22 protein-coding genes are annotated in these 25,291 nt (G+C 70.5%); 5 read left to right on the top strand and 17 right to left on the bottom strand.

All coding sequences use genetic code 11. The features are described from left to right. The 4 genes from OXM58_11990 to OXM58_11975 form a co-directional block, all read left to right on the top strand. Positions 1-285: transposase domain-containing protein (locus tag OXM58_11990; protein MDE0149082.1), on the top strand; the 285-nt coding region annotated here is incomplete at its 5' end. Between the two features lie 61 nt (positions 286-346). Next, on the top strand, positions 347-679 hold the full coding sequence (locus OXM58_11985; protein MDE0149081.1) for a hypothetical protein: 333 nt from the start codon (positions 347-349) through the stop codon (positions 677-679). A gap of 251 nt (positions 680-930) precedes the next feature. After that, entirely contained in the window at positions 931-2,058 is a 1,128-nt protein-coding gene (locus OXM58_11980; GenBank protein ID MDE0149080.1) for a calcium-binding protein, read from the top strand. 56 nt (positions 2,059-2,114) lie between these two features. Continuing rightward, complete coding sequence (locus tag OXM58_11975; GenBank protein MDE0149079.1) at positions 2,115-3,839, top strand: calcium-binding protein; 1,725 nt, start codon at positions 2,115-2,117, stop codon at positions 3,837-3,839. Positions 3,840-3,866: 27 nt separating this feature from the next. Here OXM58_11975 and OXM58_11970 read toward each other — a convergent pair whose 3' ends face one another. The 5 genes from OXM58_11970 to ssb all read right to left on the bottom strand — a co-directional run bounded on the left by OXM58_11970 (position 3,867) and on the right by ssb (position 12,859). Then, entirely contained in the window at positions 3,867-5,273 is a 1,407-nt protein-coding gene (locus OXM58_11970; GenBank protein ID MDE0149078.1) for an HlyD family type I secretion periplasmic adaptor subunit, read from the bottom strand. Continuing rightward, on the bottom strand, positions 5,270-7,036 hold the full coding sequence (locus OXM58_11965) for a type I secretion system permease/ATPase (protein ID MDE0149077.1): 1,767 nt from the start codon (positions 7,034-7,036) through the stop codon (positions 5,270-5,272). The genes OXM58_11970 and OXM58_11965 overlap by 4 nt, the downstream gene beginning before the upstream one ends. A 222-nt stretch (positions 7,037-7,258) precedes the next feature. Beyond that, a complete protein-coding gene (locus OXM58_11960) occupies positions 7,259-10,252 on the bottom strand; it encodes a relaxase domain-containing protein (protein ID MDE0149076.1) in 2,994 nt (997 codons plus the stop codon). A 136-nt stretch (positions 10,253-10,388) separates the two neighbouring features. Then, positions 10,389-12,299: a type IV secretion system DNA-binding domain-containing protein gene (locus OXM58_11955; GenBank protein MDE0149075.1), complete on the bottom strand. Its 1,911-nt coding sequence runs from the start codon at positions 12,297-12,299 to the stop codon at positions 10,389-10,391. Beyond that, complete coding sequence (ssb, locus tag OXM58_11950; protein MDE0149074.1) at positions 12,296-12,859, bottom strand: single-stranded DNA-binding protein; 564 nt, start codon at positions 12,857-12,859, stop codon at positions 12,296-12,298. The genes OXM58_11955 and ssb overlap by 4 nt, the downstream gene beginning before the upstream one ends. A gap of 188 nt (positions 12,860-13,047) precedes the next feature. On the opposite strand from ssb, the gene OXM58_11945 reads away from it, so the two are divergent. Continuing rightward, positions 13,048-13,437: a hypothetical protein gene (locus OXM58_11945; GenBank protein ID MDE0149073.1), complete on the top strand. Its 390-nt coding sequence runs from the start codon at positions 13,048-13,050 to the stop codon at positions 13,435-13,437. 71 nt (positions 13,438-13,508) lie between these two features. Here OXM58_11945 and OXM58_11940 read toward each other — a convergent pair whose 3' ends face one another. The 12 genes from OXM58_11940 to OXM58_11885 all read right to left on the bottom strand — a co-directional run. After that, positions 13,509-16,439, bottom strand: a complete 2,931-nt coding sequence (locus tag OXM58_11940) for a conjugal transfer protein TraG N-terminal domain-containing protein (GenBank protein MDE0149072.1) — start codon at positions 16,437-16,439, stop codon at positions 13,509-13,511. Between the two features lies 1 nt (position 16,440). After that, a complete protein-coding gene (locus tag OXM58_11935; GenBank protein ID MDE0149071.1) occupies positions 16,441-17,850 on the bottom strand; it encodes a conjugal transfer protein TraH in 1,410 nt (469 codons plus the stop codon). A gap of 73 nt (positions 17,851-17,923) precedes the next feature. Continuing rightward, complete coding sequence (locus tag OXM58_11930) at positions 17,924-18,820, bottom strand: conjugal transfer protein TraF (protein MDE0149070.1); 897 nt, start codon at positions 18,818-18,820, stop codon at positions 17,924-17,926. Beyond that, positions 18,820-19,962 (bottom strand): conjugal transfer protein TraN, encoded by a 1,143-nt coding sequence (gene traN / locus OXM58_11925; GenBank protein MDE0149069.1) that lies wholly within the window; start codon positions 19,960-19,962, stop codon positions 18,820-18,822. Before traN ends, OXM58_11930 begins: the two co-directional genes overlap by 1 nt. 5 nt (positions 19,963-19,967) lie before the next feature. Beyond that, the gene (trbC, locus tag OXM58_11920; GenBank protein MDE0149068.1) at positions 19,968-20,756 is read right to left on the bottom strand and encodes a type-F conjugative transfer system pilin assembly protein TrbC; all 789 of its coding nucleotides are present in this window, start codon (positions 20,754-20,756) and stop codon (positions 19,968-19,970) included. Further along, positions 20,741-21,742, bottom strand: coding sequence for a TraU family protein (locus OXM58_11915; protein ID MDE0149067.1), 1,002 nt, complete (start codon positions 21,740-21,742; stop codon positions 20,741-20,743). Before OXM58_11915 ends, trbC begins: the two co-directional genes overlap by 16 nt. A gap of 146 nt (positions 21,743-21,888) precedes the next feature. Further along, positions 21,889-22,494 carry a hypothetical protein gene (locus OXM58_11910; protein MDE0149066.1) on the bottom strand — a complete coding sequence of 202 codons (606 nt, stop codon included), beginning with the start codon at positions 22,492-22,494 and terminating at the stop codon, positions 21,889-21,891. Next, positions 22,491-23,147 carry a S26 family signal peptidase gene (locus tag OXM58_11905; GenBank protein MDE0149065.1) on the bottom strand — a complete coding sequence of 219 codons (657 nt, stop codon included), beginning with the start codon at positions 23,145-23,147 and terminating at the stop codon, positions 22,491-22,493. The genes OXM58_11910 and OXM58_11905 overlap by 4 nt, the downstream gene beginning before the upstream one ends. Continuing rightward, entirely contained in the window at positions 23,144-23,548 is a 405-nt protein-coding gene (locus tag OXM58_11900) for a TrbI F-type domain-containing protein (GenBank protein MDE0149064.1), read from the bottom strand. Before OXM58_11900 ends, OXM58_11905 begins: the two co-directional genes overlap by 4 nt. Beyond that, entirely contained in the window at positions 23,545-23,829 is a 285-nt protein-coding gene (locus OXM58_11895) for a hypothetical protein (protein ID MDE0149063.1), read from the bottom strand. Before OXM58_11895 ends, OXM58_11900 begins: the two co-directional genes overlap by 4 nt. Before the next feature lie 22 nt (positions 23,830-23,851). Beyond that, positions 23,852-24,589, bottom strand: coding sequence for a hypothetical protein (locus OXM58_11890; GenBank protein MDE0149062.1), 738 nt, complete (start codon positions 24,587-24,589; stop codon positions 23,852-23,854). After that, the coding region (locus tag OXM58_11885) for an ATP-binding protein (GenBank protein MDE0149061.1) at positions 24,586-25,291 on the bottom strand (706 nt) is incomplete at its 5' end. The genes OXM58_11885 and OXM58_11890, both read right to left, overlap by 4 nt.

The raw sequence follows: 25,291 nt of genomic DNA, 5'->3' as shown, positions 1-25,291 counted from the left end.
AAGGATAATGGACGACGCAATCCTGCCCGACATGGGCAGAATGAACGGACGATGAAGCTCACAAAGAAAAACGCGCTGTTCGCCGGCAGCGACGACGGTGCCAGAACCTGGGCGAGATGCGCCAGCCTGATCGGCACCTGCAAGCTCAACGGCGTCAATCCGCAGGTCTACCTGACCGACACCCTGCGCCGGATCATCGACATGCACCCCGTGTCACGCATCGACGAGCTCATGCCCTGGAACTTCGCCCCGACAATCCCGGGCGTCACACGTCAACAAGGGTAACCGCGCGGCGCTTACGTTCGTCGCCGACGAGCCGGTCTATCTCTCGCAGGTCGCGCCCTTCATGCACTACCGCGCGGAACCCTGGCCCGGGACGCTGTTCGGGGGACGGTTCCCGATCGACGTCTGGCCGCGTCCGCTGATGTGGGCGTTCGAGTGGCACGACACGGAGAAGGAGCTGCGCCTCGTGCGGGGCGAGCCGCTGTTCTACTGCCAGTTCGAGACGCTGCCGCCGGACCGGCCGTTCCGGCTGGTGGAGGCGGAGCGCACGCCGGAGCTCGACGCCTATCTCGAACACATCTCGGGCGTGGTCAACTACGTCAACCAGACCTTCGCCCTGTTCCGCACCGCCGGAGAGCGACGGCCAGAGACGCTGGTCGTGCCGAGAAAGCGTTAGGCTTGGACAACTGCTCCACCTATACTCACGCTCAGCGATAGAGCAACTTGACGATAAGGGATGGAATCATGGCAGGGCGCACCGAAGTCGTAGACTACATCCCCGTAGATTGGACAGAGCACCCTTGGAACGGGGATCCTCGTGTAGCAGCTGCCCTTGAGGGGACTGTGGGAACAGCCCCTCTGGGTGATGAAGCGATCACATACAGATATGGCACAACTTCCGACGACACTATAGGCGGCTCAAGTGGCATGGACGTGCTGCTCGGACACGCGGGAAGGGATTTGATTGCCGGTTTCGGCGGCGATGACATTATCAGAGGAGAAGCTTTGGACGCGTTTAGGCACCCGACGATTGCAAAGGAGGACCAGAAATACGATGATTACCTTATCGGCGGTGCCGGAAATGACGTAGTTTCAGGAGAAGCCGGCGATGACATAATCATTGGAGACCATAACTATACCTCTCCGGAACTGACCGCTGCAGACTACGGGGATGATGTTTTGTACGGCGGAGACGGGTGTGATGCCGTTTATGGTGATCGCGGCGAAGACAGACTGGTCGGTGGTGCTGGTAATGACCGGCTTTTTGGCGGCGACGGCGACGACTTTGTATACGGTGATCGCAATTTCCTGAATGTGGGACCGACCGATAAGTTGGCTGTCGGAAAGGATATGCTCTACGGCGGATCCGGAAAAGATCATATTTATGGAGAAAATGGCGACGACTATCTCTATGGAGGAATGGGATCGGACACTCTCTATGGTGGATCCGGGAAAGATCACATTTATGGAGAAGACGGCGATGACCACCTCTATGGAGGAGAGAAATCGGACACTCTCTACGGCGGATCGGAGAAAGATCACATTTATGGAGAAGGTGGTGATGATACGATCTATGGTGGTCTGGGCTCGGATAGGCTCTTCGGTGGCGCAGGAGACGACACGATCTATTTCGAACGGGATGAACCGGACGTGTTTAATGCTCTTTTTGGCGGTGCCGGCGCGGATAAGTTTGTATTTGAAACGTTTGACTATGGAGGCGGCGACCTTATAGATTTTAGCAGGGAAGAAGGTGACAAAATTGTTTTTGTAAACGAGCGTTCTACCCAAGAAAAGCCCTCTTCTAAAGAATCCCAATCCCAGCACTCCGAAGAGGACGGCGAACAAAGCGATGCGGGCAAAGTAGAAAGCACAAGTCAAGCTTTGGAACCCGAAGCCGCTAAAAATGTTCTACCAGCGGCTTTCTCTGACGTTCAGTGGACGTCGCATAAGGATGACAACGAGAATCCTTATGTGACGATCAGAATCGATACAGACACGGTTATCACCGTGCATGGCATTGACCACTTGACCGAAAGCGACTTTCTGTTCGCTTGACCTTCTGACAATATTCGCAAACGCGTACCAATTTGACTGATGAGGAGAGGAACACCATGAGCGCCGAAACATTACCAGAAACTCCAGAGGAAATAGAAGAAATACTACGCGAGCTAGGGTTGGGTTCGGACGGACCGCCAAGCCCACAGTACCACTCGGAGTATCACTATCTGGATGCTCCGTTCAATCACAGGTGGATGGATTTTGACACTCATTATGAAGAGGTATCGTACAGAGCTCAAAAGCAAGAGGTTCTAAACAACCGCAGGATGCCGGATCCCGATCCGAATGCACGTGTCGACCATGTCAACTTCGGCGACGTGTTTGCATACGGAGAGAACGGATGGGGTGGAGATGACCCTCTATCCGGAAGCGATGCCGCCGACACCCTTCGCGGGGGACAGGGGGACGATTTTCTTTACGGCGGCAATGGGGCAGACTTTCTCTATGGCGACGAAGACAACGATGTCGTTGACGGCGGGCGCGGAAATGACGGCATTTTTGGTGGCACTGGCACGGATGTGCTCTACGGGGGCTTGGGAAACGACACCATTCGGGGCGGCGAGGGAGATGACGATATCGGTGGCGGGTTCGGCGATGACATGATTTATGGTGGCGGGGGCCACGACAACCTTTATGGAGACGCCGGGGCCGACACGATCTACGGCGGTGACGGAAACGACAGACTTCGCGGCGGAGACAGCATTGGTGGGGTTCGCAGCGATGTTCTCTATGGTGGCGACGGGGACGACATAATTCGGGCAGGTTCGGGCGGAAACAAGATCTACGGCGGAAAAGGCAACGACGATCTGGGTGGCGCCGGTACGTTCTATTTCGAAACCGGCGATGGCCGAGACATTTTGACAGGTGAGCGTAGCGGTCTCGCTGGAGACCAAAAAATCAGTTTCGAAGAAGATCCTAACATAGCCGGGTTTGACGACCTGACAATTGAGAAATTCGACGGTGACGTACATCCGGGTACGAACGACCACGGTGGCTGGCGTGTCTGGTATTCGGCCACCGATTATATTGATTTGATTTATTTGCCAAGTTCGTCCCCCCCGACAAGACCTACTGCGGATAATTTTGTTTTTGCGGAGGAAGGCGTTGCTCCGGTCGTCGAACCTCAGGAGTCGGAGGCTGTTCCTTCCGGCACCGAGCCCGGGGAACAGGATCGGCTTCCCCTCGAGTCCGATATCACGCTGCACCAATCGAGCAGCCAATCCGGGTCTGTGCCTGGCGGCACAGAAGCGGCGGAAACGCTGGAGGGTACGTCCGGGGCGGATACCATCAACGGCCGTGGCGGGGACGACACGGTGCGGGGTTTTGGCGGCGACGACCGGCTGTGGGGCAGGATGGGCAAGGACATCCTGCATGGCAACGCGGGCGACGACTGGCTGTGGGGCGGCCGGGGCGCCGACACGCTCTATGGTGGCAAGGGCAACGACACGCTCCGTGGCGGGACTGAGGGGGACGAGCTCAATGGCGGCCGGGGCGCCGACACGCTCCACGGCGGCAGGGGCAAGGATATCCTTTCGGGCGGCCACGGTCGGGATGTCTTCGTTTACGACGACGCCGATTTCGGGCGCGACCGCATCGTCGATTTCGAGGACGGGAAGGACCTGCTCAAGTTCACCGGCTCGGGGCTGCAATGGAGCGATCTGTCGGTCTCGAACAACGGCAAGGGTCACGCGGTGGTGCGGGTCGAGGGCGCCGACAGCAGGATCGTGCTGGAGGGGGTGGACGCGTCGCTGATCGGCCAGGACGACTTCATCTTCTGAGCCGCCGCGCCGCGGGCGGCGATCCACTCACTCCTCGCGCAGGGAGCGTTCGAAGTAGTCGGTGAGCGGCTTGACGAGGTAGCTGAGCGGGGAGCGCTCGCCGGTGCGCAGATACGCCTCGACCGGCATGCCGGGCGCGAGGGCGAGCGGCGCGGCTGCCGCGCGCCGCTCCGGCTGCTCCTCTGCTTCGCCTTTGTCGGCCCCGAGCCAGCGGGCCAGCGTCGCCTCCGCCGAGGCGAGCCAGGCGCCGGGACCGGTTTCGGTGTCGGGTTCCACGGGCGCGCCGATTGCCAGCTCGACCTCGTACCAGGACAGTCCGCTCCGCTCGTCGCTCAGCGCATCGGCGGAGACGCGCATCACCGTGCCGCCATATTCCGGCGTCGAGCGCGCGGAGAACGCGGAGAAGCGCAGCACCGCCTCCTGGCCCGGCCACACCTGGTCGACGTGGATGGGCTCGAGCTGCGCCCTGACGGTGAAGCCCGTTTCCTCCGGCACCACCTTGGCGACCGGCTCGCCGGGGCGGAGCACCTCGCCCGCGGCCGAGACCGCGAGATCGTGGACGATCCCCGCTGCCGGCGCGCGCACCTCCAGCCGGCCGATGCGCACGCGAAGGCCCGCAAGCCGCTCGCGCACCGCGTTCTCGCGCGCCTGGACCTCGCGGGTCTCGGTCTCGGCCTCCTCGATGCGCCGGCTGCCGATCTGGAGGATCTGGGTTTCGAGCTCGGCAATACGGCCGCGCGCCGCCGCGACCCGGGCCACGATTTCGCCGGCCCGGCCGTCGAGCGCCGCCATCTCGCGTTCGAGCTCCAGCACCACGGGCTTGCGGGTCAGGCCCTTCTCGAGCAGGCTCTGCTGAGCCTGAAGCTCCTCGCCGAGAAGTTCGAGCTGGCGCGTGAGCGCCCGTCGCTGCGCTTCGAACCCTGAGATCTGCCGGCGGGTCTGTTCGATGCGCTCGCGGAGCTGGGCGACGAAGCCCGCGCGCGTCACGCGTTTCGCCTCGAACAGCCGCCGGTGCCCGTCGACCGCCGCGCGCACGGCCGGATCCGTCTCCGCGGCCTCGGCGAGCATCGCGTCCCAGGCGATCGCCCCGGCATCGCGGAACTCCGCTTCGAGGCGGTTGCGCCGCGCGACGAGGTCGAACAGCTCCGCTTCAAGCACCGAGGCTTCGGAGCGCAGCAGTGCCCCGTCGATGCGTACCAGCACCTCGCCCGCCGCCACGCGGTCGCCGTCACGCACCAGGATCGCCGCCACCGTGCCGCCGTCGACATGCTCGACCGCCCGGTCTCCGCCCTCGGCCGCGACCCGTCCGGTCGCGATCACCGCGCCCGAGAGCGAGGCGAACGCGCCCCACCCGAACAGCCCCCCGCACAGGATGGCGAGCGAGACGAAGCCGAGCACGAGCCCCCGGCGCATCGAGAAGGTCCGGTCGCTCATTCGCGCTTGTCCGTCAGCGCGGACGGACGCCGGCCGGCCGGCAGCCGGGAGGGTTTCCTGTCCCCTGCGGGCAGGCCGGCGTCGCGGCGGGGCGCGGCGATCCGGCCCCCGTCCATCAGGAACACCACGTCGCACTGGACGAACGCGCTCTGGCGGTGCGCGACGATGACCGCCGCGCCGCCGCGCGCCTTGAGCGCCGCCACCGCGGCGTTGAGCGCGTCCGCCCCGGCGCGGTCGAGATGCGCATCGGGCTCGTCCAGGACCACGACCGCCGGGTCGTCGTAGAACGCCCGCGCGAGCGCGATGCGCTGGCGCTGCCCGCCCGAGAGCGCCGCGCCGCCCGACGCGACCCGGAAGCCGTAGCCGCCGGGCAGGGCGAGGATCATCTCGTGCGCCCCGCCCTGGCGCGCCGCCTGTACCACCGCCTCCGGGTCGGGGTTGGGCGCGAGCCGGGCGATGTTCTCCGCCACCGTGCCATCGAACAGCACAACCTCCTGCGGCAGCCAGCCGATGTGCAGCGCCCGCGCCGCCTCCCCGTACTGGTCGAGCGAAGCGCCGTCGAGCGTGACCTTGCCCGAAGCCGGAGGCCATACCCCGACGAGCGCGCGGGCGAGCGTCGATTTGCCCGAGCCCGACGGACCCGCGATGCCGACCGCGCGGCCGGGCTCCAGCCGCAACGACACGTTCCACACCGTGGGCTTCTCCCCGCCCGGCGGCACCACGACGACATCGTGCGCTTCCAGCAGCGCCCGCGTCGCCGGCAGCGGCATCGGCTCCGCCTCCTCCGACGTCTCGGCCAGCAGCCGGGCCAGCGCCCGGCGCGCCCGGAGCGCGCGCTGGAGCACCGGCCACTGCGCGATCGCGAGGTCGATCGGCGCGAGCGCCCGCCCGAGCAGGATCGAGGCCGCGATCATCACCCCGGGCGTCACCTCGCCCCGGATGGCGAGCCAGGCGCCGAGACCCAGCATCATCGACTGGAGAAAGAGCCTCAGCGTCCGCGAGGCGACCGCGAAGCCGCCGCCGCGGTCCGAAGCGGCGATGGTCGCCGCAAGCGCCCGGCCGCGCAGCACGCCCGTGCGCGCCACCGCCGCACGGCGCATGCCGAGACCCCGCACCGTCTCCGCGCCCGCGCGGAACTGCTCCGCGGCGTGGAGCGCCGTCTCCCCCGTCTCCCCCGCCTCGGTCTGGAGCCTTGAAGTGCGCATCTGGTTCGCGAGCGCGACCGCCACCAGCAGCACGCCCGAGACCACCGCCAGCACCCCGAGCAGCCAGTGGAACACGAACAGCACCGCGAGGAACACCGGCGTCCACGGCGCGTCGAAGAAGGCGAACGGCCCCTGGCCCGAGGCGAAGCGCTGCATCGCCTCGACGTCGCGCAGCCCTGTCGCCGGCTCCGTCCGCGCGCGCGGAGAGCGCCCCGCCCGGGTCAGCATCGCGCCCAGCACCCGCGCGTCGAGACGGTCCTGGAAGCGCGAGCCGATCCGCGCCAGCACCCGGCCCCGGGCGTGGTCGAGCAGACCCATCATCAGGAACAGGAAGGCGGTGATTCCCACCAGCGCCAGCAGCGTCGCATCCGAGCGTGAGGTCAGCACCCGGTCATAGAGCTGGAGCATGAACAGCGGGCCGGTCAGCATCAGCAGGTTGACGAAGGCGCTGAACAAGGCGATCGAGACCACAAGGCTCCGGCTCGCCGACAGCGCCGCGCGGATCTCCGCGCGCCCGCCGCGCTCGCGCCCGCCCCCATCGTTGCCCGTGTACGTCATGGCGCTACATCGCCGATCCCGAAAGCCGCCTCGCCGGCGCGGCCGCATCGTCAGGATTTCGCCGCAAGCGGCAGGCGTGCTCCCGGCCGCGCCCCGCTCTGGAACCGTAGCATCACATGCAGCCCCGTTTCAATTTCCGGCGGAGATGCAGCCACGGCCCGTCCTCCACGACCGTCGACGGGAAGGCGGCCGCGCGGACCAATCCCCGAAGCGTCACCGCACTTACAGCCCGAGGTCGCGATCGGCGCTTTTCGGCGCGCGGACCTTTTCCGTTCCCGCGCCCGATGCCCGTTCCCGTTGCCGCGCCGACGCTCCGCCATCCTCTCGGCGGGCGCTCCGATCCGCTACCGGACCGGCCCCCCGGCCCTTGTCTTTCTCCGGCCCGACCGCTTCGAGCGCGGCGATGCGCTCGCCGGTGACGGCTTCGAGGGTCTCCCTGAGCGCCTCGCGATCGTCGGTGACGAGCTGGGCGCGGTCGCGCGCGCGGGAGATCTCGACGTAGAAGGATTTCTGCGTGGTCAGTTTGGCGTGGTTGGCTTCCATGGCCGCGATGACGTTGTCGACGGTGCGTCCCTGGAACGCATGCACGGTGGAGGCCCATGCGCGGTCGACGTGGCGGAGCTGCGGATCGCCGGGACGGAGGTCGAGCATGCGCCCGTCTTCGAGCCGGAACGTCACGCGTTCATCCCTGACCGCCGCCACCTCGGCGATGCCGGAGTTGACCAGCCCGAGCCCCATGTCGTTGCGGGTCCAGCGGATGCGGTCGCCGGCGCGGAGCTCGACCTCCTCGGCGCGGTAGACCTCGACTCCGCCGGTTCGGGCCGCGAGCCGGTTGGGGTCCCAGGAGACAGCCCGGCCGCCGTTCCCCCGGAGCGTCACGGTGTGCGCCCGGCGGTCGACGCCGAGGACGCGGAGCTCGTCGCCCTTGTCGACGCTGAGGCGCTTGTAGGGGCGGTGGAACGCCACCACGTCTCCGGGCGCGTAGTTGGCGGCCAGCGTCTTCTCGGCGTCGGTGTAGCCCCGCGAGACCAGCCGTTCGGCGTTCATGGCCGGCCCGTGCACGGCGCCGTCGCGGACCAGGCGTTCGCGCACGATCTCGTTGATGCGCTCGCGCAGCGTGTGGCTCGGGGCCATCAGCCCGGTGTTCGCGCGCCGGTCCGGAGACAGCGCGAGCCAGCGCGCGGCGGCGGCGCCCGCGAGGTTGTCGGGCTTCGCCTCGGCGACGTTGGGGCCCAGCTTCTCGAAGGCCCTGCCGATCTCGCCCGCGAGGCTCGCCTCGACGGCTTCCTTCAAGGCGGGATCGCGCTGGCGCATGATCTCGTCCATCACGGCGGTCTTCATGCCGGCGGCCTGGAGCTGGGCGAAGGGCTTTCCGGCATCGACGGCATCGAGCTGCTTCGCATCGCCCACCAGCACCACGCGGGGGATGCGGAGCGCATCGGCGATCCTGAGCAGGTCGCGGGCCTGGACGGTGGAGGCAAGCGAGCCCTCGTCGACCACCAGCGCGGTCCTTTTGAACGCCGCGCGCATCTCGCGCGCGCCCTTTCTCGTCATGCGGCCTTCGGCGACACCGGCATGGCGGGCGAGGAAGCGCTGCAACGTCTCCGATGCGATGCCGGCTTCGGCTTCGAGCGTGCGGGCGGCGGAGGCCGAGGGCGCGAGGCCCCGGACCTCGTAGCCCTTCTTCTCCATCAGCGCGCGGGCGCGCCGGAGCATGGTGGTCTTGCCGCTGCCCGCGTAGCCCTGAACGCCGACGGTTCGATCGCCCGCCGACAGGATGAGCTTCACGGCCTCCTTCTGCCCGTGGGTGAGAGGGCCGCCCCGGAGCGCCTTGTCGACGGCGCGCCCGCGCATCGGAACTGCGCCGCGCCCGTGGCCGCGCTCCATCAGCGCGATGGTCTCGCGCTCGTCGACCAGCGCGCGGTCGGTGGTGAGCAGGCCGTCCGTGCCGGGCAGGCGGGCGGCGTGGAGCGTCCCGGCCTTCTCCAGCGCCGCGACTTCGCGCTCGATCGCGCTTGTCGGCGCGGCGCCCGGACCGAAGGCAAGCGCGGCGGCGAGCAGGTCGGTGCGCGCGAACACCGCCTCGCGCTCCGAGAGGTGGGCGACGGCCCAGGCCGCGGCCCGCGCCGCCGGGCTCTCCGGCGGCATCGCCGCCCTGTCCTCGCGCCCCGGGGGCGTTGCGGGCACTGCGTCAACCCCGGCAGCCTCGAGGACAACACGTCCGGCACCCTTTTCCCGGCCTGTCTCGCGGCCCGTCTCCATGACGGCCGACCGGGATGCGGCTTCGGCAACCAGCCCCCTGGCGTCGAAGCCCATGACCGCCGCCTGTTCCAGCCAGCTCTCGCGGAGCGCCGCCCGGTCGACGTCGCGCTTGGCGGCGCGGGTGAACAGCGCCGCGCGCTGGGCGAGGCGCTGGTTCTCCGCAGTGCCGTTCGCCCCCTGCTCCGCCACGGCGGCCTCGATCTCGGCGCGCCGCGTCGAGTATGCGTCGATGACGTCGCGCGGAACGCCGGCGATCTCGAACCGTCCGTCGGCATGGGTCTTCTCGATGCCGTATCCGAGCGCAGCCAGCTCGCCCGCGAGCTCGTTGCGATAGAGCGCGCCGAGCAGCATCTTGGAAGCGTACAGCCTCTCGTTCGCCATGGTGCGCCATTTCCCGTCCTCGCCCCGCACCATGTTGGCGATCACCGAGTGGGTATGGAGCGCGGGGTCGAGGTTGCGACTGGCGTCATGGCGGAACGTCGCGATCACGGTCTCTTGTCCGCCGGTACGCACCATGCGACCCGATTCGGGGTCCTTCGCCCGGGTCTCCGCGGCGTTCCGCTCGAACCAGTCGAGCGCGCGGCCGACGGCGCGGTCGTGGGCGTCGATCACGCGCGCGTCGCCGCCGACCAGGGCGGCGAGAGAGACGGACTTGGGCGCGCTGAAGGTCAGGTCGCGGCCGGGACGGTGGTGGAACGCGCCGGACCCGGGCGTTCCCCGGTCTTTGGCCACGCGGCCGAGCCGCCTGCCGGAGCCGTCCGGCACATGGCCTTCCAGGACCGCCCGGAAGGTGTCGGGGTCGACCGGGCCTTCGAGGCCGAGCTCGACCGCGCCGCGCCCGGCCCAGGCGCTGGCCTGCCGGTGGTCGGGGGAGTCCCGGGCGTAGTAGCCATCGCGTTCGTAATAGCTCGCCCCCTGGGCGGGCGCGGCGACGGCGCCGATCGAGGCCACCATGTCAGACCTGCCTCAGGCGATCCTTGGCCGGCTTGCCACGCTCTCCGTTCCCGGCCGTTCCCGACCCGCGAGACGCCGGCTCGCCCGCTTCCGGCCTGGCATTGGAGGGAGGCGAGGCGTCCGCCGGCGCGCCGGTTTAGGCGGGCGCGCCATCCGGCGGGTTGTCCGCGGCGTCCTCCGCCTCCCCCAGCCACGCGGGCTCGTCCGGCGCGGTTTTCTTCGCGACTTCGACCACGCCTTCGACCCCTCCACCGTCCGAAGCGCTCCCGTCCGGATCGGCCGTCGGCGACGGCGGCTGCGTCTCCGGGGTGTCCCGCCGCGCCACGAAGCGCTCCGCCACCGCGTCGCGGCTCACGTAATCGAGCGCGATCCTGGCGGCCGGGAGCGGCCCGGGGAAGCGGAGATAGCCGTGGAGCGCCGGGAGCTGCATGATCTCGGAGGCCAATGCCAGCGGGCGCAGCTCGCGCTTCGGCGTGAGCGAGACGCCGTCGCGGATGGTGTTGGCGCCGTAGGAGAAGCCTTCCGTCACCTCCTCGACCTCGGCGCGCCCGAGCGAGGCGGCCGACCATCTGGCGGTGTCCTCGTCGGGCGCCGACAGCACCACGCGGGTGCCGCAGAGCCCGGATACGGTCTCGGCGCCGTTCCTGCCGTAGAGGTCGCGGAGCGCGGAGATCACCTGGATGCCGAGCACGAAGCAGCCGCCGAACTGGCGCGATTCGGCGAGCCCGGGCTGGAGCGAGGGCACCTGGTGCAGGGTGGGGAGCTCGTCGAGCACGATCCAGACCCTGCGGCCGTCGTCCTGGTCGAGGGACAAGAGCGCGTTGACCGCGATCTCGAGCCAGGTCGAGATCAGCCCGCGCAGGGACGCGTGCTGGTCGGCGCGCGAGGTGAGGAACAGAAAGCCACCTCGCTTCTCGTCCGAGATCCAGTCGCGGATGGAGAAGGGGGTTCCGTCGTCCGGCAGCACCTCGAGCGCGCCGAGGTGGGCGGTGAGCATGGCGCGCACGCTGAGCGCGGTCTTGGGATTCTCGGGATCGACGATGGACTGTGCGACGGTATCCTCCATGGCCTGCGCCAGCGCGGTGAGCTCGGTCTTCAGCAGGTGGTCGACCAGCACACGGTTCTCGGTCACCCCCTTCTCTCTCAGCACGCCGGCGCCGTTGGAGAAGAGCTGGCGGGCGGCGGTGACCCAGAAGGGATCGACGGTGTCCTTCTGCTGCGGGATCAGGGCGGCGGCCATGGTGTCGAAGTCGCGCGAGCTGCGCGCCTCGTGGAACGGCGACCAGCGAGGCGACCTGGCATCGAGCGGGTTGAGCAGCACGTCGCGGGCGGGATCGAAGAAGCTCCGCGTGTAGCTCCCCATCTTGTCGTAGAGGACGCAGCGCTCGCCGCGCTCGCGGATCTGGGCGACGAGATCGGAGATCAGCACCGTCTTGCCCGAGCCCGTGGTGCCGGAGACGATGGTATGGCGGGTCTCGGCGCGGGCAGGGTACGGCACGCCCGCGATCGTGTAGGGGGCGGGCCTCTTGAACACCGCGTCGCGCGCCCGCCGGTGCAGCGGCCGGACCCGCCGGGCGAGTTCGCCCACGCTCGCAAGCTCGGCGCCGCGCAGCCATTTCGCGCGGTTGAGCTGGCGCCCCCGGATCCAGAACAGCGCCAGGAACAGGCCGATCGCCGCGGCCGACGCCTGCGCGCCGACGAACGCGCTCGCGAACACTTGGTCCCGCAGCCGCTCGCGGGTCCGGAGCGCCCCGGTGGACGCCGCGAGATCGCGGATGGACATGACCTCGTATCGCCCGTCCCGCATCCTCACCTCCTGGCCGGAGGTCTCCTCGTAGCCGAGCACGAGCTTGGCCTCGGCGACGGTCACCATGAGCGCGGCGTACCAGTCGTAGCCGTCGGTCTGGCGGGCCACGTTCCAGGCCGGGAAAGCCACGACGGCGATCGCCGCGAGGAACATCCCCGCCTGGAGCAGCTGGCCCCACATGCGGAGCCCGTGGAAGACGGTCTGCCCGCCCCGCAGCGTGTTCGATCCTACCGTTCTCATTTGCCTGCCTCCGGCGCCGACGCATCGGACGCGACAGGCGCCGCTTCCCTGGCACAAGTGTCTCCGGCACGAGGGTCTCCGGCACAAGTGTCTGCGGCACAAGTGTCTCCGCCGTCATCGGCGCCGCCCTTGTCCGGGTCATCGCCATCCGCCTTCGGCGATTCCGTCTTCGGCGGTTCCGCCGCCGGTGCCTCCGCGGCGTCCGGTTCGTCCGGCGGCTTGCGGGTGAGCACGTTGACCATTCCGAGCGGGCCGGCGACGACGATCTCGGCGATCGCCCGGTCGCGGCCCTGCCGGTCGCGGAACTCCCGGTGTGCGAGGCGGCCCTCGACGAGCACCGCCGCGCCCTTCCGCACCATCGCCTCGACGGGCTCGACGGCGGGGCCGTAGACGGCGATCCGGTGCCACGCGGTGCGCTCGGCGGTGCCGCCGTCGTCGCGCTTCCAGCGCTCGGTGGTGGCCAGGCTGAACGTGGCGGCGCGGCCGCCGTCCGGCAGGGTCCGGATGTCGGGGTCGCGCCCGGCATGGCCCAGCAGCGTCACGCGGTTGATATTCAGCATGTCGATTTCCTTTCATGCAGGGGGGAGATGCCGGTCCGCAGCGGCCGGCGTGGTGGTTTCCATTGACTCGACGAGCGCCGCCGGGAGGCGGAGCCGGGCCGGGAGCGGGCCGAAGGCGCCGGGGCCGGAGAGGGAGCGAGGCTCCCGGCCGCCGGCGTTCCCCGCGCCCCGCAACGGAGGCCGCCGCCATGGCACGTAATTCCGAACGCCCGAGCCGAGATCCCCGGCCGGACGGCGGGCCGCGCCGCTCCACCTGGCGCGAGCGCGCCTTCGTGCTCGCAGCCCCCGCGCTGGCCGTGCCGGTCACCGCCGCGGCGATCGCTCTGGGCCTGGAGGGTCACGTCGTCGGGCTCGTCTGGGCGGCGGCGCTCGCCTGGACCGTCGCGGCAAGCCTTGCGGCAGCGCTCCGGTGCGGCACCGCGCATGGCGACCGGTCCGCCTTCGCCCGCCGCCGGCGCCGCGACGGCCGGGCGGAGCGTTTCGACTGGGACACGCGGTCCGGCGTCTGGGCCTGGAGACGGGCCGCCGACCGCCGCAGACGGCTCTTCGGCGACACTCGTGCCGGAGACCGCCGGTAGCGCGGCCGCGACCGCGCCATTCGACGCCAACCCGGACAACCGGCGCGCCTGCGTCCACCGCGCCGCGCTCCTCACGGCGACGGCTCCCCGCGGGGTACCAGCCGTGCCGGCGGAACCTCGGTTCCCGGAACCTCGGTTCGCTGCCCGTCGGTTCCGTCCGGCGCGGCGTTCCCGGCGGTGCCGAACAGCTTGCCGGCGAGCCAGCCGCCGATCAGCGGCAGGTTCTCGGTCGCGTGGTGCTCGAAGGGTTTCTGGGTCTCGACCGCAACCCCGGCGCGGCCTTCGCGGACCTTCTCCTGCGTGTGTTCGGTGAGCGCCTCGCGGCCCGCCTCGCTCACCGTCATGTCGGCCTTGGTCTTCGAGCGCTCGCGGATCGCGCCGCGCTCCACGTCGCCGGGCTCGGGCGCACCGGCCGCGTGCGCCCGCTCCCGCACGTCCTGCCCCCACCCGGCATGGGCTTCATGGATCTTGCGGGTCTGGGTGCCCGCGAACTCGTCCCTGTCGGCCGCGTACTCCGCCGCGCCGCCGACCGATGCCGGGTCGGGGGCGGCCGGCGCCGGGAACTTCTCCGCCACGAACGCGGCGGCGTAGCGGTGCAGCACCTCGACGTCCTCGGGCGTCTGCACCTCGCCGAGACGCATGGCGCCCGCCTCCCCGATGGGCCTGCCGTCCGCGCCCGGCCTCTCGGCGAGCCAGGCGAAGAAGGGCTGGCCCAGCTCGCGGTCGATCGCTTGCGCCTCCGAGCGCACCCGCGCCGCCTGCTCCGTCAGGGTCTCCGATTCCTGGTGCGCCACCGAGGCGCGCTCGCTAAAACTCCGCATCCGGGTGAGGTTGGCCGACAGGCTCTCGTCCAGGCTCGCCGCCTCGCTGTCGCCCGTCTGCGTCGACCAGCGCCTGGACGCCTCCGAGACGCGCGACCAGAGGTCGGTCAGCTGGTGCTCCCGGGCATAGTCCTTCGCCCGGCTCCACTCGTCCGATTCGATGGTCTGGCCGCGCCAACTAGCCGAGCCCTCGGCGCCGAGCGTCACGACCTTCTCCCAGCCGCCGCCGATGCTCGCCTCGCCGGTCAGCGTCATCGCCTGGTCCTTGCTCATGCCCGCCGCCTCGGCGAGTTTTTCGATGTGGGATTCGAGCGCCTGCGCCTGCGCGCTCTCGCTCTCGGTGACGCCCCTGGCATACGCCTCGCCGGTGGAGACGTCGTGGGAATAGCGCTCCATGAGCTGGGTGGCGTCCGTGACGGCGGCGTTGCGGGATATGCCCGCTTCCGAGGACCAGTGGCGTGCGAGACCGCTTGCATGAACCGCGCGGCTCTCCCAGGCGGAGGCGAGCGTGTCCGAGAACCTGATCCCGGCTGCCGGGATGCGGCTGGTGGCGGTGGACACGTCGGCCACCGCCGTGCCGTCGCCGGTCACGGTGAACAGCGTCCCGCCCGGGGTGTAGCCGACATGGCGGTCCGCATCGACGTGGGCGGAGGTGCGGATCTGGCGGCCCTCCAGCGTCGCGAAGCGGTGGACGTCGGTCGACGTGCTGGCAAGCGAGATGTTGCCGGTCGTGCCTTCATGCGCCGCCGAGCTGGCGGCGTCCTGGCCGACGGCCAGCACCGAGGTCGCGAGCACCGTCGCCTTCGACAGCCCGTAGGCGAGCGCGGCGGCGAGGAACGGCACCGACATTGAGAGGTAGCCCGACATCACCGCGACGTCGGAGGCGACCGCCCTGATGCCGGCCTGGGCAACCAGCGAGATGCCGATGTCGCCGCCCGGCATCACGGCGGCCGCACTCATGCGCTCGGCCGCCTCGCCCATGGAGATGCGGTGGAGGATCGCATAGAGCGGCCCCCAGGACTGGAGCCAGACCAGCCCGGTGACGTAGGAGCGGAATATCGTCGCCCCCGCCGGGGTCAGCATCAGCAGCACCGCCATCGGGAAGGCGCCGACATAGAGGCACTCGAAGACGATCCTGAGCAGCGGAACCCAGGTCTCGGCCTGCCTGCCGATGGCGCGGTAGGCGGAGACGGTCTGCGCCTCGGCGCGGGCCTCGGTGTAGGCCCGGAGCGCGGCGGCGTTGCCGGCCTCGGCCGCCCATTGCTCGCCCGCGTCGTGGACCGCGTTCAGCACCATCTGCTGCCGCATGATGTCGGCCGCGGACCGCGAGGCCCCGATCAGGAAGTCGTGCGCGGCGGGCAGCGCCGCCAGCAGCTCGGCCCGGGCCAGCGCGTCGGTCCTGGCGTCGGGGAAGATGCGGCGTCCGAAGACGGTGCCGGCCCGGTTCATCTCGGCGGTCCACTGCGCGTTGAGCCGCCCCGCCGCGTCGCGGCAGGTGACGACGGTACGGTCCACGGTCGTGGCGCCGGTGCCCGAGGCGGCCTGCCTGGTGGCGAACTCCACCATCCGCGCGGGCGAGGCCCCGGCCGACGGCGTGCCGGTCGCGGTCACCAGCGACCAGAGGTCGGTCGACTCCCGGAGATCGTCGGCCGAGACGTGGCCCAGCAGCAGCGCGTGGAACACGCACTGGCGGGCATAGTTGCGCAGGTTCCGCGCGAACACCGCGTCGGTCACTTCGAGCCGCGTCGCCTTGGCCGCGAGCCTCGCCCCGAAGATCAGCCCGTGGCGCCGGTAGGCGAGGTCGTCGGGCAGGGTGAACGCCTGCTCGGTCAGCCGCGTCAGCCCGTCGCCTACCTGGCTGGTCACCGAGGCGAAGAGCGCGAGCCCGACCGGCACGTTCGCCACCACGGCCGGCGCCAGCGCAGGATCGAGCCGGTCGACCACGCGCACGGTCGCCTTGGGCACGATCATCGCGCCCCAGACGGCGACGAACAGCAGCACCCACCTGGCGTTGTCCTTCCACGAGCCGCCGAAGGCGGTGCGGAACAGCACCCAGGCGAGACCGCCGATGCCGGCGAGCTGCGCGAGATCGATGAACGCGCCCCCGCCGGTGATCGCGGCCACCGCGTTCAGCAGGTCGACCAGGTAGGTCCCGCCGCCGAGGGTGAAGAGCTCGAACACGTCAGCGCGACCCCGCGCCCGCGCCGCCGCGCGAGAAGGCCAATGCCGCGCGCAGATCGGCCGAGAGCGCGCCCGCGAGCTCGGTCTCGATCAGCCGCAGCTTCTCGACCACGCCCAGCGCTACATTGAACCGCCTGAGCCCTTCGTTCCTGTGGCGCGACAGCGCCGTGCGGTTGGACCGCAATCCATCGCGCCATCGCCGGAGCTGCTCGCCGTCGGCGACATCCAGGGTCCCGGCGCGCTCCTCCACCGTCCGGTGCAGGTCGGAGATCCAGACGTGGAGCACGTCGAGCGCGACGGCTTCGGCGAGCGCGTCCATCTCCTGGTCGACCACCGCGCCCCGGTAGGCGGCGGCGACGTTGGCGACCCGGTAGACCGGGAGCGTGGTGAGGTTGACGAGGCCGAGTGCGGCGGGCGTCGGCGCGGTGTCCGCCCGCACCGCGTCCACCAGGTCGCGCAGCAGCGTCGCCACCCGGCCCCGGAAGCCGTCGCCGGCCGGGACCGTCAGCCGTCCGAGCGTCGGGTTGAGACAGCGGTCCGCGGTGTCGCAGCGATAGACCGGGAGCTCGGCGCCGCCCTCCATCAGCGCCTCCGTCACCCGCCGGTCGAGCGCCAGCGGCTCCAGGATGCGCACCCGGGGGCCGCTGGCATCGCCGTCGGAGATGGGCGCGGTGACGATCATCGTGCCGGTGACCGACATGGCGAACTCGGCGAGGCCGGTGTCGCCGGAGAGGAACGAAGACGCGCGCACCGCCTTCCAGGCGTAATTGACGTTGACCGGCACCTGGTCGGCGATTTCTCCGGAAGCCGAGGCCAGCGTCGAGTTCCTCTTCCCTTCGGCGCCGCAGCCGTGCTTCGCCGCGGCGTAATCGGAGAAGATGCCCTGCGAGGTCCCGATCGCGGCGCAGATCGCGGCGCTCGCGCGGTCGTTCTTCGACCACGCCGCGCCGACCAGCGCCTGCGCGGTCTCGCAGGAGTTCAGGTTCTGGGCGTTGACCCACTGCGCCAATGCGCGCAGCTTCGACATGGTCTCGGCGATCACCGGCGAGATGGTCTCGAGCGCCAGCTCGAAGGCGAAGCCCGCCGCGTTCTGCGCCACCGAGCGGGCGAAGGCCACGAGCTGGTCGGAGTCGATGAAGGAGAACGCGCCCGCGAAGGCGTCGATGCCGCCGCAACCGGCCCGGAACGAGGGCAGGTTGACGGTCGCGATCTGCTCGGAGCGCACGGGCGCGCGCATGTAGAGGTTGCCGAGCGTCCAGTGCCCCGACGCCTGGCCCTCGAACGCGGTCGGGCCGGTGACGTTCGAGACCGTCCCCTGCCAGAACGACTGCATCTCCGAGAGCACGTCCGCGCGGGCCGGTGCGGCGATCGCCAGAAGCAGGATCGCTGCCATCGCCGTCCGCGTGACCATGCGGGCCATACCTCGCCGCGCGCCTGATGCTCGTCCATGTCCGAAGGCGGGACGCATGGCGCTCTTCCCCCACTCAGTAATCACCGCCCATCTCCAGCCGGGTGAGGACGAAGATGCGCTCCGCCAACTGGTCCTCGGCGAGCACGCCGAAGCCGACCGGGAGCGCCCGTTTCGTCTCGATGTCGAACAGCACGACGGCGGGAAGCGGCGAGCCGGAGAGCCCGAGCCGGGCCGCGCGCCCGTTGTCCGGCACCGCCTCGGGCCAGCCATCGAGCGGCCCCCCGGTCACCGAGACGGCGAGCACGTCGAGACCGTGCCGCATGGCGAAGGCGCGCAGCAGCGGCCCGAACACCCGGCAGCCGCCGCAGTCGGGATGGCCGAGGTAGATCAGCCCGTAGCGCTCCCCGAGCGTGGCAAGCGCGTCGGCGATTTCGGCGCGGCGCCCGTCGGACCAGAGCCGCTTGGCGAGCGCGCCCACGGGCCGCCTCAGCGTGTAGTCGAGTGCCGGTGTCGCCCACACCGTGCGGCGGAAGGCGTCCGAGAACACAGCGGCGCGCTGCAACGCCGCCTGCTGCAACTCCAGATACGCAGCGACCTTCTCCGGGGTCGGATCGAGGATCGCCTCCGCCCGCGCCTCCTCCAGGCGTTCGCGCATGGCTTCGATGCGCGCCGTGGCGCTGCCGGAGACGGCCGGCGGAGCGGTCAGTTCCGGAGCCGGCAATTCTTCTTCCCGGTCGTCGTCGCGGTCGCAATAAAAATGCCAGCCGAGCGACGCGGTTCCGCCGGCGTCGCCGCACCACGGGCGCCATTCCCCGGCACGCGTGTCCCCGGCACGCGTGTCCCCGGCACGAGTGTCTCCGGCACGCGTGTCCCCGCCCGCCGCGGACGCCCCGAGCGCGGCCCAGACCCCGAGCGCCGCGAGGATACGCGGCAGGAGACGCCCGGCGGCTCTTATGGGGGCGATCGTCATCACTGTCCCCTCGAATAGAAGTCGCGCACACGGTCCCGCATGAAGCTCTGCGTGCCGCCCTTGTCGGGCAGCGACACCGAGGGCTCCATCGACCCGTCGATCAGGTTCTCGGTGAACTCGGTGAGATCGAGCCGGTCGAAGTCGATGCGCTCGATCTCGGCAACGGTGAAGCCCCGGCAGCTTCCCCAGCCGATCCCGAGCTGGGGCCGTGCCTGCTGGTGCAGGATGCGCCCGAGCTTCGACGTGAACACACACCACACCCGCTCGCGCTTCAGGCACACCCCGAAGATGCGCCGGGCGCAGCGCGTGCCCAGGTAATGCGTGTTGCCGGCGTGGCGCTGCTTGCCGAGCTCGATCTCCGCTGCCGAGCAGTTGGCCAGACCGACTAGCAGGCCCGAGTTCCTGCAGCAGTTGGCGAGACCGCCCCAGCGGATGCGGCAGGCCCGGCGTTTCCCGGCGAAGAACCGAAGATTGTCGCGGTCGAACTCCTCGCCGCCCATCTCCAGCACCATGTTGAGGCGCGCGGCGGCATCGACGAACCCGGTGTTGCCCTGCGGCGCCACAGTCTCGCAGCCGGCGCCGACGCAAGTCACGACCCGCCCGCACGCGTCCCCGCTCTCCGCATCGGCCACGCCGGCGCCGCAGTCGGCGACACCACCCGAGGCGATCCCGGACGCGCCGTGCGCCGAAGACTGCGGCGACGCCGCGATGCCGTCCGATCTCTGCACCAGGGGGTCGGTTGCCGGCACGCTCGTGGGAGGGCGCACCGTCACGCCCTCGATCACCGCGCGCCCGGCCGCCCCGCCCGGATCGTCCGGGTCGGCGAGGCGCGCCCGCGCCGCGTCCTCGATATCGTTCGCGCCGATATTGCGCTCCGCCGGGTCGGTTCCGGCATAGCCCGGCACCGCCGCGGCACTCGATCCGTCGCGCGCGATCGCCCCCGCCGCCGCCGTTCCGGCGGTTCCGATGGCGCGCGCCGCCGCCTTCGGATCCTCCGCCCACGACGCGCCGGCAAGAGACACCCAGAGCAGGGCGCACCCCAGCACCAGCATGGCGGTCCACGCCAGCAGGCGGACGAACCGGATCGCGCTCTCGATGGCGAAGTCCATGCGGCTCGGCGGCGATTGCGTCGGTTTCCACATGTCCATCATCGCTCCCGATCAAGGCGTTCGAGCGCCCGCCGCGCCACACCGCGTCCGGGACCGCCCTCGGCGGCGATGGCTTCGAGCGCGGCCGTGAGCCCGATGTTGCCGGTGACGAGATCGTGCGGCGGGGAAAGGTCGCCGGCGCAGCCGCGACTCGTGCACGCCGAAACGCCGCCCGGCACGACCGCCACCGCCGGCACGCGCTCGACTCCGAACAACCGGAACAGGCGGGGGTCGATGGCGACCCCGGATCGTGTCCGGGGCAGGCTCCCGGCCTCCGCCCCGCCGAGGCGCTCGCCCACCGCCTTCACGGTCGCCCGCAGCCCGCCGTCTGCGACCCCGCGCAGCACCAGCGGCACGCCCGCCAGCGCAGCCTCGCGCGCCCATTGCACCCAGCTCGCGGCCGGGACCGAGAGGCTCATGAAGACGAGGAGTTCGGGGGAGTCCGGACGCGCGGCGACGCCGCTCCCAATCAGCGCCGCATGGCGTTCGGCCGGGAGCGAGGCGGCGGTCCCGGTTTCGGCGGCGGCGTCCCGTGCGGCCCCGCCGGCCCGTGCCAGGGCCCGGTCGATCACACCCTGCGTCCACGCGCCGAGATCGCCGTCCCCGGCCCTGCGCATCACTTCGGCGCTGAGGCTTCGCGCGGCGTCCAACGCCGCCCCGTCGGGCTTTACGTCAAGGTCGTCCGCCAGGGCCGGCGCCCAGCACAGCGCCATCGCCGACACGGCGAACAACCCGTCCCGGACGAGGGTTCGGGTACGCTGTCCGAGGCTTTCTACAAGATGCAGCATGTGCGTTTCCTCCACAGCAGGTACCCGAAGCTCTCGCCCGAGACGGGCAGCTCGCGGAGCGACTCCCACAGAACCGAGGAGCGCCCGGTCGGGTTGCAGCCGGTCGCGGGCGACGTCGCCGGCACCGGCACCGTCATCTGCCAACGGTACTGGGACTTCTTCATGATCGGCATCGGGTAGCGCCCGCAGAGCGCGGCCGAGCCCGACGTGCCCCAGGCGAGCCCCGCCCGGTGCAGGCGGTAGGCCAGCCGCTGGGCCGCCAGCAGCGAGGCCTGCACGCCACCGACATGGGCCGCCACATTGCCGGTCAGCGGATACATCCCGCCCTGGCAGCCCGCGCACCAGAAGAGCGGATCGAGCGGCAGGCCGGCCGAGGCCGCCGCGCAGTCTGCCGCGCACGCGGCCTGGGCCGGAAGGTTCGCGAAGAGCGCCGCCTCCGGGTTCAGCAGGAACGACAGCTCGTCGTCGAGCCAGGCGGGGTCGAGCTCCGAGACCCAGGCGATGTCGAGCGAGCCCCCTTCGAGGCAGCCGAGATCGAGCAGCGCCCCGATCCAGGACAAGAGCGGATACACGTAGTAATGCGCGTGCCAGACCGAGCCCGCCGCGCCGTCGCCGCCCGAGGACCCGGTGCGCCCGCGCGCGGCGGGGAGGCCCGGGTCGATGGTGAGCCCGCCGAGGTTGGGGAAGCACCATGGGGTTCTGGTGACATCGACCAGCCTTGCCGGCTCCCACACCCCGAGCGAGAGGCCGATGCGGGGGATGGGCGAGCCGCAGAAGCAGATCGGCGAGGACGGGTTGGGCGTGTCCGGCGCGCCGGAGGCGCTGCCGATCCGGATCGGGCCGATCGAGATCGGGAACAGGCACTCCCAGCAGACGTCCGCGATCGGGTTGACGAAGCGCCCCGAGCACGCCTGCGCCAGCGCATTTGCGGACGGCATGAGCGCGAGAAGCGCGACCGCCAACAGGAGGAAACGGAGGGACTTCATCGCACGGGCCGCCTTCCTTCGCCGCTCGCGGGATCCCGTCCGAATTCGTCATCGAGGGGGATCTCGTCGATCCGCAGATGCGCCCCATCTCGGGTGACCAGCGAGGGCGTGGCCGAGATGCCGAAGCGCGCGGCGAGCCCCCCGCCCTAGTCGAAGAAGAACCGCCGCCCGTGGCGCCGCGCGAGATCGAGCGGACGCCCCGCCAGCAGCACGATCCGCGGCACGAGTGTCTCCGGCACGAGTGTCTCCGGCACGAGTGTCTTCGAGGGTTTGGGATGGGCGAGCGCCCAGGCGATCTCGACGTCGCGCCTTCCGTCGACGAACAGCAGGTCGCGGGTGAGCGGGGCGTGGGCGAACGGATCGATCCGGGTTCCGGCGGCGGCGATCAGCGTGCCGTCATGGGCGCGGATGTCGCGGGCCACCTCGATCGAGGGATCGAAGGTCCGCGAGCGCGCCACGCGCGCGGGCGCGATGCCGGGAACCGGCTCCGGCTCCTCCAGCCGCCTCCGCGCCCGTTCGCGCGCCTCCGCCTCGAAGCGGGCCAGCGCGCCGGAGCGCTGCATTTCGTCAAGACGCGCCTCGATCTCCGCCACAAGGTCGGGCTCGGCGACCGGCCATGTCGCGCCGCGCACGCCGAGATCCTTCGCGGAGACACTCGTGCCGCACAGCGGAGACGCGGACACCGCAATCCCCATCGCCAAGAGGACGATGGCCGCCAGCGGCCGGAAGGCCGGGGGGAAGAGGCGCATCATCGCCGCGTCTCCGGCACGAGTGCCCCCGGGACGAGTGTCTCCGGAACGAGTATCTCCGCCGCCGGGCCGGCATCTTCCGGCCCCACCAGCGGGCCTTCGAGGCCGAGCCAGGGGAGTTCGGGGAGCGCCACTGCCCGTCCCAGGATGCGCTCGCGCGGCACCGGCCCGATCTCCGCGTAGCGGCTGTCGTGGCTGTCGGGATGATCGGCGTGCAGGTAGTAATGGCCGTCGGGAACGACGCCCGGAGCGACCGCTACGAGCGGCCGCCCGTCGAGAGCGTGGCTCTTCGCGCGCGCGACCGGCGCACCGTCGATCCGAACCGTCCGGTCGGCGTCTTCGGCACGAGTGTCTACGGTCAGTACCGCGCCCGGCAGGCCGCGCACCGTCTTGAGGTAAGGGGTCCGCGCGCCCACGGAAGCCGGCGGCTCGAACAGCACGGTGTCGCCGATGGCGGGCTCGCCGATCGGCAGCACGAGATAGCCCCAGGCGTCGTCGGACCAGCTCGCGTTGACATGGACGCGCGAGGCCGCCGCCAGCCACAGCGCGGCGAGCACGCCCATGAGCACGAGCCCGGCCCAGGCGCGTCCGCCACCGCGCCGGCGGCCGGTGAAGATCGTCCGCCTGCCCCGGACAACGATCCGCGGGGGCGTCACGGCCGGTCCTCCTTGCCGGAGGGCGCGTACTTCAACCTGTCTCCGGCCCGAGGGTCGCCGGCACCGGTGTCCTCGACCATCGAGCGGACCAGGCCGGTCAGGTCCGGCGCACCGGCCGCGACCGCGCGGGAGGGCAGCAGCACCACGCGCCGGCGTTCGGCGATCTCGCCGAGCGCCTGCTCCAGCGCCGCAGCCCAGGCGCGGGTCGAGGCCCGGATCTCGTCGGCTGACCCACCCCCCTGCGCAGCCCTCTCCGCGTGCTCCGCCGCGAGCTCGGCGAGGCGGACGCTCGCGACAGGCGGACCGTTTTCTGCCGCCATTCGCGTCACGCCGGCCGCGACCGCCGCCGCGACGCCGGCCGCCAGCAGGACGGTGGAGAGGATCACCCGAGCCTCGTTCACCGCGCGTATCCCCGGCACGAGTGTCCCTGGCACGAGTGTCCCCGGCAGGAGTGTCCCGCAGCGTTCTGCCGCGCGGTCATCGACACGTAAGCCCTTGTGTCGCGGTGCTTGAACCAGGCGGTGCCGTCCTCGTCATGGAACATGTAGAGGTAGTGGCCGGCCCAGTTCCGGTGTGCCCGCTCGGCCGACAGCACGCCCGCCAGGATCGCCCCACGGAACACCTCCTCGGCGTCCCGCACCACTCTGACACTCGTGCCATAGATGGCCGGCGCACGCTTCATCGTCCGACCCCGCCCCCGGCGCTCACGCCGCCTGCCGCGCCTCGCCATCGTTCGATTCCTCCGCTTCCCGTTCCGTCTGCATGCCCGCGGCATCGCCGTTCTCCTTCCCGTGTGCTTGTCCTGCCTGTGCGTGAGTGCCCCGAGGCGGACCCTTGAGCGCCCGGAAGCGGGCGAGCCAGAGTTTTGCGGCCCGGCCCGGCCCCACCGCGCGGATGCGCCGCCTCAGCGGCGGAAACGCCGCGCCGGGGCCGGCATCCGCGTCCGCGAGGTCGCGCCGCTCCGCCGCCGCCGTCATGCGGAAGACGAAGCGCAGCATCTCCGCGCTGTCCTCTTCGAGCACCGGATCGAGCCCTGCCGCCTCGCGCACCGCGCGCTCGATGGCTGTGGCGAGCTTCGCCGTCCTCTGGGAAGAAGACGGCTCGCCCCGCAGCCAGGCCGACGGCGCGTCCGCGATCAGCGCGTGGAGCGCCAGTTCCCGCCGCTCGCCGGCTTCGAGCCCGTCGAGCGCCTCGACCTCCTCGCTCGCGATCACGGCGTGCGCCGCCAGCGAGTGGTACTGCCGGGTGCGACCGCCGAAGCAGCAGGTGTTCGCCAGCACGTGCGCCAGCGCCTCGAAGTCGATATCGGCGGGCGTCGCGCCCTCCGGCACGAGTGTCCCGGGCACGAGTGTCTCCGGATCGCCCGGCCAGGCGAGGCGCCTGCCGGAATCCCCGACAGCGGCGGCGGTCTGCCGCCGGCATTCCACGGGTCGTGCATTCATTCGTCTGCTCCCTTTTCGTCCGCGTGTTCGATGTCGCGACCGGAAGCGGCGCGGTCTCCGCCGCCGCCCTGTTCCGCGCGATTGCCGGTTTCGTTGCCGGTGCGATGGGGGTCGCCTCCGGTCGACTCGCCGCCCGTGAGACGAGCGTCGTCTGCGGGGGAATCGTCCCCCGCCAGCCGGTCGATGGCCTGGACGGTGGAAAACCCCTCGGCCTTGAGGCGCTCGACCGCGGCGAAGGCGGGGCCGCGCGAGGAGAACAGCGCCACCGACCAGCGATCGAGCACGAGGCGCGCGACGCGCCAGCCGTCCGGGCCGTGCAGCAGCAGCTCGGCGTAGCGCCCCTCGGCGGTGGTCAGGCTCTTGAGCGCCCGCTCCATGCCGGGGTCGCAGTGGATGCGCTTCTCCTGCTTCAGCAACTCGACGGATTCGTCCTTCTGGGCGAGGAAGATCGTCCAGTCCGAGTTCTCCCACGCCGCACGCGCCGCCGGATTGGCGTAGTAGTCGTTGACCGACTGGGTGCCGGTGATGAGCGCGCCTCGGTACTTGCGCGCCCTTCGCGCGGCCCCTTCCAGGAACGCCCTTGAATCCTCGCCCGAGAGCAGGTCCCAGGCCTCGTCGATGACGATCGCCTTCGCCCGGGTGCGCTCGCCGTGATACATGCGCTGGGTGGCGAGGAAGACCACCAGCATCAGCACCACCGCC

This window comes from Rhodospirillaceae bacterium (assembly GCA_028819475.1).
Lineage (GTDB): Bacteria > Pseudomonadota > Alphaproteobacteria > Bin65 > Bin65 > Bin65.
The sequence above is the reverse complement of the archived record's forward strand: the minus strand, read 5'-3'. Positions and strand labels throughout refer to the sequence as shown.

Excerpts from the sequence above, each read along its gene's own strand:
- OXM58_11915 (MDE0149067.1), bottom strand. The coding sequence starts at position 21,742 with ATGAAGTCCCTCCGTTTCCTCCTGTTGGCGGTCGCGCTTCTCGCGCTC.
- ssb (MDE0149074.1), bottom strand. The coding sequence starts at position 12,859 with ATGCTGAATATCAACCGCGTGACGCTGCTGGGCCATGCCGGGCGCGAC.
- OXM58_11945 (MDE0149073.1), top strand. The coding sequence starts at position 13,048 with ATGGCACGTAATTCCGAACGCCCGAGCCGAGATCCCCGGCCGGACGGC.
- OXM58_11960 (MDE0149076.1), bottom strand. The coding sequence starts at position 10,252 with ATGGTGGCCTCGATCGGCGCCGTCGCCGCGCCCGCCCAGGGGGCGAGC.
- OXM58_11980 (MDE0149080.1), top strand. The coding sequence starts at position 931 with ATGGACGTGCTGCTCGGACACGCGGGAAGGGATTTGATTGCCGGTTTC.
- trbC (MDE0149068.1), bottom strand. The coding sequence starts at position 20,756 with ATGCTGCATCTTGTAGAAAGCCTCGGACAGCGTACCCGAACCCTCGTC.
- OXM58_11955 (MDE0149075.1), bottom strand. The coding sequence starts at position 12,299 with ATGAGAACGGTAGGATCGAACACGCTGCGGGGCGGGCAGACCGTCTTC.
- OXM58_11975 (MDE0149079.1), top strand. The coding sequence starts at position 2,115 with ATGAGCGCCGAAACATTACCAGAAACTCCAGAGGAAATAGAAGAAATA.
- OXM58_11930 (MDE0149070.1), bottom strand. The coding sequence starts at position 18,820 with ATGACGATCGCCCCCATAAGAGCCGCCGGGCGTCTCCTGCCGCGTATC.
- OXM58_11985 (MDE0149081.1), top strand. The coding sequence starts at position 347 with ATGCACTACCGCGCGGAACCCTGGCCCGGGACGCTGTTCGGGGGACGG.
- OXM58_11965 (MDE0149077.1), bottom strand. The coding sequence starts at position 7,036 with ATGACGTACACGGGCAACGATGGGGGCGGGCGCGAGCGCGGCGGGCGC.
- OXM58_11970 (MDE0149078.1), bottom strand. The coding sequence starts at position 5,273 with ATGAGCGACCGGACCTTCTCGATGCGCCGGGGGCTCGTGCTCGGCTTC.
- OXM58_11910 (MDE0149066.1), bottom strand. The coding sequence starts at position 22,494 with ATGATGCGCCTCTTCCCCCCGGCCTTCCGGCCGCTGGCGGCCATCGTC.
- OXM58_11890 (MDE0149062.1), bottom strand. The coding sequence starts at position 24,589 with ATGAATGCACGACCCGTGGAATGCCGGCGGCAGACCGCCGCCGCTGTC.
- traN (MDE0149069.1), bottom strand. The coding sequence starts at position 19,962 with ATGTGGAAACCGACGCAATCGCCGCCGAGCCGCATGGACTTCGCCATC.
- OXM58_11935 (MDE0149071.1), bottom strand. The coding sequence starts at position 17,850 with ATGGTCACGCGGACGGCGATGGCAGCGATCCTGCTTCTGGCGATCGCC.
- OXM58_11895 (MDE0149063.1), bottom strand. The coding sequence starts at position 23,829 with ATGAAGCGTGCGCCGGCCATCTATGGCACGAGTGTCAGAGTGGTGCGG.